At 65.0% G+C, this 9,833-nt stretch carries 10 protein-coding genes; 8 read left to right on the top strand and 2 right to left on the bottom strand.

What is annotated here, in order from left to right; all coding sequences use genetic code 11:
* The first annotated feature begins 305 nt into the window (after positions 1 to 305).
* From ccoG to IRZ77_RS26320, 8 genes are all read left to right on the top strand, one after another.
* A complete protein-coding gene (ccoG, locus tag IRZ77_RS26285; protein WP_046615056.1) occupies positions 306 to 1,721 on the top strand; it encodes a cytochrome c oxidase accessory protein CcoG in 1,416 nt (471 codons plus the stop codon).
* Between the two features lie 15 nt (positions 1,722 to 1,736).
* Positions 1,737 to 2,264, top strand: coding sequence for a FixH family protein (locus IRZ77_RS26290; RefSeq protein ID WP_108479788.1), 528 nt, complete (start codon positions 1,737 to 1,739; stop codon positions 2,262 to 2,264).
* Positions 2,265 to 2,412: 148 nt separating this feature from the next.
* Positions 2,413 to 4,887: a heavy metal translocating P-type ATPase gene (locus IRZ77_RS26295; RefSeq protein ID WP_196174619.1), complete on the top strand. Its 2,475-nt coding sequence runs from the start codon at positions 2,413 to 2,415 to the stop codon at positions 4,885 to 4,887.
* Positions 4,866 to 5,075 carry a cbb3-type cytochrome oxidase assembly protein CcoS gene (gene ccoS / locus IRZ77_RS26300; protein WP_046615053.1) on the top strand — a complete coding sequence of 70 codons (210 nt, stop codon included), beginning with the start codon at positions 4,866 to 4,868 and terminating at the stop codon, positions 5,073 to 5,075. The genes IRZ77_RS26295 and ccoS overlap by 22 nt, the downstream gene beginning before the upstream one ends.
* Complete coding sequence (locus IRZ77_RS26305) at positions 5,068 to 5,751, top strand: sulfite exporter TauE/SafE family protein (protein ID WP_196174620.1); 684 nt, start codon at positions 5,068 to 5,070, stop codon at positions 5,749 to 5,751. Before ccoS ends, IRZ77_RS26305 begins: the two co-directional genes overlap by 8 nt.
* A 186-nt stretch (positions 5,752 to 5,937) precedes the next feature.
* Positions 5,938 to 7,320, top strand: a complete 1,383-nt coding sequence (gene hemN / locus IRZ77_RS26310) for an oxygen-independent coproporphyrinogen III oxidase (RefSeq protein WP_025340016.1) — start codon at positions 5,938 to 5,940, stop codon at positions 7,318 to 7,320.
* Between the two features lie 185 nt (positions 7,321 to 7,505).
* Positions 7,506 to 8,240 (top strand): Crp/Fnr family transcriptional regulator FnrA, encoded by a 735-nt coding sequence (gene fnrA / locus IRZ77_RS26315; RefSeq protein ID WP_015271145.1) that lies wholly within the window; start codon positions 7,506 to 7,508, stop codon positions 8,238 to 8,240.
* Between the two features lie 55 nt (positions 8,241 to 8,295).
* Positions 8,296 to 8,844, top strand: a complete 549-nt coding sequence (locus IRZ77_RS26320) for an adenine phosphoribosyltransferase (RefSeq protein ID WP_009683910.1) — start codon at positions 8,296 to 8,298, stop codon at positions 8,842 to 8,844.
* A 135-nt stretch (positions 8,845 to 8,979) separates the two neighbouring features.
* On the opposite strand, the gene recR is transcribed toward IRZ77_RS26320, so the two are convergent.
* Together recR and IRZ77_RS27025 are read right to left on the bottom strand one after the other, a co-directional pair.
* On the bottom strand, positions 8,980 to 9,582 hold the full coding sequence (gene recR / locus IRZ77_RS26325) for a recombination mediator RecR (protein ID WP_003259670.1): 603 nt from the start codon (positions 9,580 to 9,582) through the stop codon (positions 8,980 to 8,982).
* Between the two features lie 56 nt (positions 9,583 to 9,638).
* On the bottom strand, positions 9,639 to 9,833 hold a 195-nt coding region (locus IRZ77_RS27025), incomplete at its 5' end, for a hypothetical protein (RefSeq protein ID WP_230388106.1).

A 9,833-nucleotide genomic window follows, 5' to 3' on the forward strand; every position in this document is an offset into this window, starting at 1 on the left:
TTTAACCGCGTGCCGCCCCCGCCCCACCCGGCAACGGCCTAGAACGCCGGCCCGGCCCTCTGCGGGGGTCACCCCGCTAAGAGGCCGGTACTGAAAACACATTTGTTGCAGGCTCCATGACCTGGATCAATTGACACCCGCCATAACACGATTCGTGCCACGAACCCAACGCGACTAAAGGTCGCAGTGCAGCCCCATACTGCCATCAGCGGCGTATCATGGGCCGCAGAGCGCTAGCAGATTGCGCGAGACTGCGGCCGGCACGCACTGGCTGCGGCGTTTCTCCACTGCCGTGGGACTTGATGATGAGCAAGCAAATTCCGGTACATGATGTGACCCCGCCTGCCAACAAAGGGAAGGATTCCGTCGACCTCTACGCCTCCCGGGAAAAGATCTACACCCGTGCCTTCACCGGCCTGTTCCGACGCCTGCGCATGGTCGGTGGGGCTGTGTTGTTTTTGTTGTACTTCGGCACCGTGTGGTTGAACTGGGGCGGCCACCAGGCCGTGTGGTGGAACCTGCCCGAGCGCAAGTTCTACATCTTCGGCGCTACCATCTGGCCGCAAGACTTCATCCTGCTTTCGGGCATTCTCATCGTGGCCGCATTCGGCCTGTTCTTCATCACCGTGTTCGCCGGCCGGGTGTGGTGCGGCTACACCTGCCCGCAAAGCGTGTGGACCTGGATTTTCATGTGGTGCGAAAAGGTCACCGAAGGCGACCGCAACCAGCGCATGAAGCTCGACAAGGCCCCCATGAGCGGCAACAAGTTCCTGCGCAAGTTCGCCAAGCACAGCCTGTGGCTGCTGATCGGTTTCGTCACCGGCATGACCTTCGTCGGCTACTTCTCGCCGATCCGTGAACTGGCCACCGAATTCTTTACCGGCCAGGCCGACGGCTGGGCCTACTTCTGGGTCGGCTTCTTCACGCTCGCCACCTACGGCAACGCCGGCTGGCTGCGCGAGCAGGTGTGCGTGTACATGTGCCCCTACGCGCGCTTCCAGAGCGTGATGTTCGACAAGGACACGCTGATCGTTTCCTACGACCCGCGCCGTGGCGAAACCCGCGGCCCGCGCAAAAAGGATCTGGACTACAAGGCCGCGGGCCTGGGCGACTGCATCGACTGCACCATGTGCGTGCAGGTCTGCCCCACCGGCATCGACATCCGTGACGGCCTGCAGATCGAGTGCATCGGCTGCGCTGCGTGCATCGACGCCTGCGACAACATCATGGACAAGATGAACTACCCCAGGGGGCTGATCAGCTACACCACCGAACACAACCTTTCCGGGCAGAAGACCCACCTGCTGCGCCCGCGCCTGATCGGCTATGCCGTGGTACTGCTGGTGATGATGGTCGGCTTGGCCACCGCTTTTGCCACCCGCTCGCTGGTCGGTTTCGATGTGAGCAAGGACCGCGTGCTGTACCGCGAGAACGCCCAGGGCCGAATCGAGAACGTGTACAGCCTGAAGGTGATGAACAAGGACCAGCGTGACCACGTCTACGTGCTGGACGCCACCGGCCTGCCGGACCTGAAGCTTGAAGGCCAGCGCGAAATCCGCGTGGACGCTGGTGACATCGTCAGCCTGCCGGTGCAACTGTCGATCGCGCCCGAGAAACTGCCGTCGACCACCAACGAAATCACCTTCATCCTCAAGAGCGCCGATGACAGCGACGCCCAGGTTGAAGCCAAGAGCCGCTTCATCGGCCCACAGATCCGCTGAGAGAGATAACCCACAATGCCTGCCACCGCCGCCAGCCCCTGGTACAAGCACCTCTGGCCCTGGATCATCATCGGCATCCTCGCCACCTCGGTGTGCCTGAGCCTGACCATGGTCAGCATCGCCGTGCACAACCCGGACAACCTGGTGAACGACAACTACTACGAAGCTGGCAAGGGCATCAACCGCTCGCTGGACCGGGAACTGCTGGCGCAGACGCTGGGCCTGAAGGCCGGCGTGCACCTGGACGAACTGACCGGCGAAGTGGATGTGCGCCTGGCCGGCGACAGCGACCCGCAGAGCCTGGAGCTGAACCTGATCTCGCCAACCCAGCCGGAGAAAGACCGCAAGGTGCTGCTGAGCCGGGTCGAGGCTGGGCGCTATGTGGGGCAGCTGGAGGACAAGGTTGACGGGCGGCGCTTCGTCGAGCTGCTGGGTAGCGAAGGCGGCCAGGTTTGGCGCCTGTTCGAGGAAGAAAAGGTGGAGCATGGTGTGACCTTGCAGCTGGGTGATGAAGCCTTGCAAGGTGCCGAGCATCAGCAATGAACCCTGGTATGAATGGGGGCGCTTTGCGCCCCTTTCGCGACACAAGGCCGCTCCCACAGGGATATGCGATCTCCTGTGGGAGCGGCCTTGTGTCGCGAAAGGGCTGCAAAGCAGCCCCGGCAATCTCACGACATAAGACTGCTCCAAGATGACCCAGCCCACCCCCTGCTACCACTGCGCCCTGCCCGTCCCCGCCGGCAGCCGCTTCACCGCCGTGGTCCTCGGCCAGCCCCGGCAGTTCTGCTGCCCCGGCTGCCAGGCGGTAGCCGAGTCGATCGTCGCCGGGGGCCTGGAGCACTACTACCAGCACCGCAGCGACAACAGCGCCAACCCCGAGGCCCTGCCCAGGCAGCTACAGGACGAACTGGCCCTCTACGACCGCAGCGACGTACAGCAAACCTTCGTCCGCCATGCTGGCGACCTGGCCGAAACCACCCTGCTGGTCGAAGGCATCAGCTGCGCCGCCTGCGGCTGGCTGATCGAAAAGCACCTGCGCAACCTGCCCGGCGTCGCCGAGGCGCGCCTGAACCTGTCCAACCACCGCCTGCTGCTGAACTGGCACGACAAGCAACTGCCGCTCTCGCGCCTGCTCGCCGAGCTGCGCCAGATCGGCTACGCCGCCCACCCTTATCAGCCCGATCAGGCCGCCGAGCAGCTGGCCAGCGAGAACCGCAGCGCCCTGCGCCGCCTGGGCGTGGCCGGGCTGCTGTGGTTCCAGGCGATGATGGCAACCATGGCCACCTGGCCGGAATTCAATATCGACCTGTCGCCCGAACTGCACACCATCCTGCGCTGGGTGGCGCTGTTCCTCACCATCCCCATCGTGTTCTACAGCTGCGCACCGTTCTTCAAGGGCGCGGCACGCGACCTGCGTACCCGCCACCTGACCATGGACGTTTCGGTGTCGCTGGCCATTGGCCTGGCCTTCGGCGCCGGCATCTGGACCGCCATCACCGGCAGCGGCGAGCTGTATTTCGACACCGTGGGCATGTTCGCGCTGTTCCTGCTCACCGGCCGATACCTGGAGCGCCGCGCCCGCGAACGTACCGCTGCGGCCACTGAGCAACTGGTCAACCTGCTGCCGGCCTCGTGCCTGCGCCTGGACGCCGCCGGCCGCAGCGAGCGTATCCTGCTCAGCGAACTGCAGTGCGGTGACACGGTGCAGGTGCTGCCAGGTGCGGTAATCCCCGCCGACGGGCGCATCGTCGAAGGCCGCTCCAGCGTCGATGAATCGTTGCTGACCGGTGAATACCTGCCGCAACCACGGCGGGTCGGCGAGCGGGTCACCGGCGGTACCCTGAACGTCGAAAGCACCCTGAACGTGGAAGTCGAAGCCCTCGGCCACGACTCGCGGTTGTCAGCCATCGTCCGCCTGCTGGAACGCGCCCAGACCGAAAAACCTCGCCTGGCCGAAATCGCCGACCGGGCCTCGCAGTGGTTCCTGCTGTTCTCGCTGCTGGCCGCCGCGGCCATCGGCCTGTGGTGGTGGCACCTGGACCCGGCGCGGGCGTTCTGGATCGTGCTGGCAATGCTGGTAGCGACCTGCCCCTGCGCACTGTCCCTGGCAACGCCAACCGCGCTTACTGCGGCCACCGGCACCTTGCACAAGCTCGGTCTGCTGGTGACCCGTGGCCATGTGCTGGAAGGCCTGAACCAGATCGACACGGTGATTTTCGACAAGACCGGCACGCTGACCGAGGGCCGCCTGACCTTGCGCAGCATTCGCCCGCTCGGCAGCCTGCCCGCCGACCGCTGCCTGGCCTTGGCCGCGGCGCTGGAGAACCGCTCCGAACACCCCATCGCCCGCGCCTTCGGCCGCACCGCAACGCCTGCTGAAGACGTGCAGAGCGTACCGGGCCTGGGCCTGGAAGGGCTGGTCGAAGGCCAGCGCCTGCGCATTGGCCAGGCCACCTTCGTCTGCGCCCTGAGCGGCGCGGAAATCCCCGCCGTGCCAGAGCCGCGCGGCCAGTGGCTGCTGCTGGGCGACCGCCTGGGCCCACTGGCCTGGTTCGGCCTGGACGACCGCCTGCGCGACGATGCCCCTGCCCTGCTGGCGGCCTGCAAGGCCCGTGGCTGGCGCACGCTACTGCTGTCGGGCGACAACTCGCCGATGGTTGCCGAAGTGGCCGCGCAGCTAGGCATCGACCAGGCCATCGGCGGCCTGCGTCCGGACGACAAACTGGACCGGCTGAAGGCGCTGCAGGCGGCCGGGCGCAAGGTGCTGATGCTGGGTGACGGGGTCAACGACGTGCCGGTACTGGCCGCCGCCGACATCAGCATCGCCATGGGCAGCGCCACCGACCTGGCCAAGACCAGCGCCGACGCCGTGCTGCTGTCCAACCGCCTGCAAGCGCTGGTACAGGCCTTCGAGCTGGCCCGCCGCACCCGCCGCAACATCCTCGAGAACCTGCTGTGGGCGACCTTGTATAATGGCCTGATGTTACCGTTCGCCGCGCTTGGCTGGATCACCCCGGTTTGGGCAGCCATCGGCATGTCGGTCAGTTCACTGATCGTGGTACTCAACGCCCTGCGCCTGACCCGCCTGCCCCTGGCATCGGGCCTGCCAGCGAACGAAGCGCCCTTGCCCGGGAGGAAGTCGTCATGCCCGCACTCTATGTCATGATCCCCGCAGCCCTGCTGCTGGTCGGCGTGGCCGTGTACATCTTCTTCTGGGCGGTGGACAGCGGCCAGTACGACGACCTGGAAAGCCCTGCACACAGCATCCTGTTCGACGACCAGGACCCGCGCCACCAGGCGGCGGTGAAGCCTGACGAGGCCGACACCGACAAGGAACCCCCACCCCGTGCCTGACCTGCTGCCCCTGCTGGGCTCGGCGTTGATTCTCGGTCTGCTCGGTGGCGGCCACTGCCTGGGCATGTGCGGCGGCCTGATGGGTGCGCTGACCCTTGCCATACCGCCCGAACAACGTGGCCGGCGCTTGCGCCTGCTGCTGGCGTACAACCTTGGGCGCATTCTCAGTTATGCCTGTGCCGGCCTGCTGCTGGGCCTGGCCGGCTGGGCCGTGGCCAGCAGCCCGGCGGCGCTGGCATTGCGGGTGGTGGCGGCGCTGCTTTTGATCGCCATGGGGTTGTACCTGGCCGGCTGGTGGAGCGGGCTGACCCGCATCGAGACGCTGGGCCGGGGGCTGTGGCGGCATATCCAGCCAGTGGCGTCGCGCTTGCTGCCAGTGTCCAGCGTGCCGCGGGCGTTGTTGCTGGGGGCCTTGTGGGGGTGGTTGCCGTGCGGGTTGGTGTACAGCACCTTGCTGTGGGCGGCCAGCCAAGGCAATGCCGGGTACAGCGCGGCGCTGATGCTGGCGTTCGGCGTGGGGACCTGGCCGGTATTGCTGGCTACCGGATTAGCCGCGGAGCGGGTAAACATTTTGTTGAAAAGACGCAGTGTGCGGGTGGCTGGCGGGGTGCTGGTGATGCTGTTTGGTATCTGGACCATGCCGGGGCCGCATCAGCACTGGTTGATGGGGCATTGAGGGGGGCCGCTTTGCGACCCTTCGCGGGCATGCCCGCTCCTACAGGATCATGTGTACCCCTATGGGAGCGGGCAAGCCCGCGAAGGGCTGCAGAGCAGCCCCAATGCCCTTGATACAAATCAACACAGATTCCTACAGACGGCCATAGACTCCGGGGCACTGCTGCTCTTTCCGGGGACCGCCCTCATGCTCGACGACCTTCGTTGGGATACCGACCTGATCCGCCGCTACGACTTGGCCGGACCACGCTACACCTCTTACCCGACCGCCGTGCAACTGCACAGCGAAGTGGGCTCGTTCGACCTGCTCCACGCCCTGCGCGAAAGCCGTCGGGCCGCCCGCCCGCTGTCGCTGTACGTGCATGTACCGTTCTGCGCCAACATCTGCTACTACTGCGCCTGCAACAAGGTGATCACCAAAGACCGCGGCCGCGCCGCGCCCTACCTGCAGCGCCTGGAGCAGGAAATCCAGCTGATCGCCTGCCACCTTGACCCTAAACAGCGTGTCGAACAGCTGCATTTTGGCGGCGGCACGCCAACCTTCCTCAGCCATGTGGAACTGCGCCAGCTGATGGCCACCCTGCGCCAGCACTTCCACCTGCTGGACGACGACTCCGGCGACTATGGCATCGAGATCGACCCGCGCGAAGCCGACTGGTCGACCATGGGCCTGCTCCGTGAACTGGGCTTCAACCGCGTCAGCCTGGGCGTGCAGGACCTCGACCCGGCCGTGCAGCGCGCAGTCAACCGCCTGCAGAGCCTCGAGCAGACCCGCACCCTGATCGAAGCCGCACGCACCCTGCAGTTCCGCTCGATCAACCTCGACCTGATCTACGGCCTGCCCAAACAAACCCCGGAAGGCTTTGCCCGCACCGTCGAAGAAGTGATCCGCCTGCAACCCGACCGCCTCTCGGTGTTCAATTACGCGCACCTGCCCGAGCGCTTCATGCCGCAACGGCGCATCGACAGCAATGACCTGCCCAGCGCGGCCGCCAAGCTGGAGATGCTGCACGCCACCATCGACCAGCTGACCGCTGCAGGCTACCGTTACATCGGCATGGATCACTTCGCCCTGCCCGACGACGAGCTGGCCATCGCCCAGGAAGAAGGCACCCTGCAGCGCAACTTCCAGGGCTACACCACCCATGGGCACTGCGACCTGATCGGTCTGGGCGTGTCGGCCATCAGCCAGATCGGCGACCTGTACTGCCAGAACAGCAGCGACCTAAACACCTATCAGGACAGCCTGTCGAACGCCCAGCTGGCCACCCAGCGCGGCCTGCTGTGCAACCACGACGACCGCATCCGCCGGGCAGTGATCCAGCAACTGATCTGCCATTTCGAGCTGGATTTCGAGCCGATCGAACAGGCCTTCACCATCGATTTTCGCGGCTACTTCAACGACCTCTGGCCAGAACTGCTGACCTTGCAGCGCGACGGGCTGATCCGCCTGGACGACAAAGGCATCCGCATCCTGCCGGCCGGCCGCCTGCTGGCGCGCTCGGTGTGCATGGTGTTCGACGCCTACCTGGCGATGCACAACCGCCAGCGCTTCTCGCGGGTGATCTGAAACCGAGTCGTTCAACCGCATGGACAAAGTTCCTTGCCAGGCACACCATGGGCACAGCGAAGGCCCCGGCGTACACCCGCCGGGGCCTGGCCAGGTCGCACCACAACAGCGCACGCTGGCCTACAACCTACGCCGTGAGTTACCCTTACGTCTTATGTGTGCTTTCCCACAAGGATCGAATGAAAATGTCCGAGCCAGTCAAACTGCGCCCACACAACCAGGCCCATTGCAAGGACTGCAGCCTGGCCCCCCTGTGCCTGCCTCTGTCGCTCAACCTGGAAGACATGGATGCACTGGATGAAATCGTCAAGCGTGGGCGGCCGTTGAAAAAAGGCGAGTTCCTGTTCCGCCAGGGCGACAATTTCGGCTCGGTCTACGCGGTACGTTCCGGCGCGCTGAAAACCTTCAGCCTCAGCGACAGCGGCGAAGAGCAGATCACCGGCTTCCACCTGCCCAGTGAGCTGGTCGGCCTGTCGGGCATGGACACCGAAGCCTACCCGGTGTCGGCCCAGGCCCAGGAGACGACTTCGGTGTGTGAAATCCCGTTCGAACGCCTCGACGAGCTGTCGGTGCAGCTGCCGCAGCTACGCCGCCAGCTGATGCGGGTAATGAGCCGGGAAATCCGCGACGATCAGCAGATGATGCTGCTGCTGTCGAAAAAGACCGCTGACGAGCGCATTGCCACCTTCCTGGTCAACCTGTCGGCACGCTTCCGCGCCCGCGGCTATTCGGCCAACCAGTTCCGCCTGAGCATGTCGCGCAACGAAATCGGCAACTACCTGGGCCTGGCAGTTGAAACCGTGTCGCGGGTGTTCACCCGCTTCCAGCAGAATGGCCTGATCCGTGCCGAAGGCAAGGAAGTGCACATTCTCGACCCGATCCAGCTGTGCGCGCTGGCCGGTGGCGCAATGGAGGCCTGAGGCCGGCGTTTAGCGGGTATACTTGGGCATTCGTTTTCCCAGGATACCCGCAACAATGCACAGCGACGCCTTCGACCTCAAAGCCCTGATCCGCCCGGTAGTGGACTTCCCCAAACCGGGCGTGATCTTCCGCGATATCACCCCGCTGTTCCAGTCGCCGCGCGGGCTGCGCTATGTGGCCGACCAGTTCATCGAACGCTATGTCGAAGCCGAGTTCAGCCACATCGGCGCCATGGACGCCCGAGGCTTCCTGATCGGCTCGATCATCGCCCACCAGCTGAACAAGCCCCTGATCCTGTTCCGCAAGCAGGGCAAGCTGCCGGCTGACGTGCTGAGCGAGGGTTACCAGACCGAGTACGGCGAAGCCTTCCTGGAAGTGCATGCCGACAGCCTGTGCGAAGGGGATTCGGTGTTGATCTTCGATGACCTGATTGCTACTGGCGGTACGCTGCTGGCAGCAGCCAACCTGGTGCGCCGGACCGGTGCCCAGGTGTTCGAGGCGGCGGCGATCATCGATCTGCCGGAGCTGGACGGATCGCGCCGGCTGCAGGCGGCCGGGGTACCGACTTTCTGCCTGACCGAGTTTTCGCTCAGCGAATACTGAGTATTCGAGGGCGCTTTGCGCCCTATCGCCGGCAAGCCAGCTCCCACAAGTACGGCGCTGCCATCAGCCCTGCGGCAACCCTGTGGGAGCTGGCTTGCCGGCGATAGGCCGCAAAGCGGCCCCAACAATTCTCGATCAGAGCGAAATCGGCCGACGCCCCGCAAACGCATGGGCCAAGGTCCCACCATCCACCAGCTCCAGCTCGCCGCCCAATGGCACGCCATGGGCAATCCGCGACGCCACCAGGCCCTTCTCGCTCAGCAACTGGGCAATGTAATGCGCCGTGGCCTCGCCTTCCACCGTCGGGTTGGTCGCCAGGATCACCTCGGTGAAGGTGCCCTGCTCCTCGATCCGCGCCATCAGCTGCGGAATCCCGATCGCCTCCGGCCCCAGCCCGTCCAGCGGCGACAAGTGGCCCTTGAGCACGAAGTAGCGGCCACGATAGCCGGTCTGCTCCACTGCATACACATCGGTCGGCCCTTCGACCACACACAACTGGGTATCGTCACGGCGCGTGTCGGCGCATTGCGGGCACAGCTCCTGCTCGGTCAGGGTGCGGCACTGACGGCAATGCCCAACCCCCTCCATGGCCTGGGTCAAGGCCTGGGCCAGGCGCAGGCCGCCGCTGCGGTCACGTTCGAGCAGTTGCAGGGCCATGCGCTGGGCGGTTTTCTGGCCGACACCCGGCAGAATACGCAGGGCATCGATCAGTTGGCGGATGAGAGGGCTGAAGCTCATGGGAAAGGCCTGACAAACAAATAAGAGGCGGTTTATACCCAGCGGGGGCAGTGGCGTCAAATCAGCCATGCGACCTGCGCGGTCCGCTTTTTTGTGGGAGCGGCCTTGTGTCGCGAAAGGGGCGCGAAGCGGCCCCGGGATTTCAGCTTCGCAGCGTGAATTGCCGGGGCTGCTGCGCAGCCCGTTAGCGGCACAACGCCGCGCCCCCAAAAAAAAGACCGCGCCGGGGTTGTAATATCTGTTAAAAAAAA

The sequence above is a fragment of the Pseudomonas pudica genome (assembly GCF_015680405.1).
In the GTDB taxonomy this organism is placed as follows: Bacteria; Pseudomonadota; Gammaproteobacteria; order Pseudomonadales; family Pseudomonadaceae; genus Aquipseudomonas; species Aquipseudomonas pudica.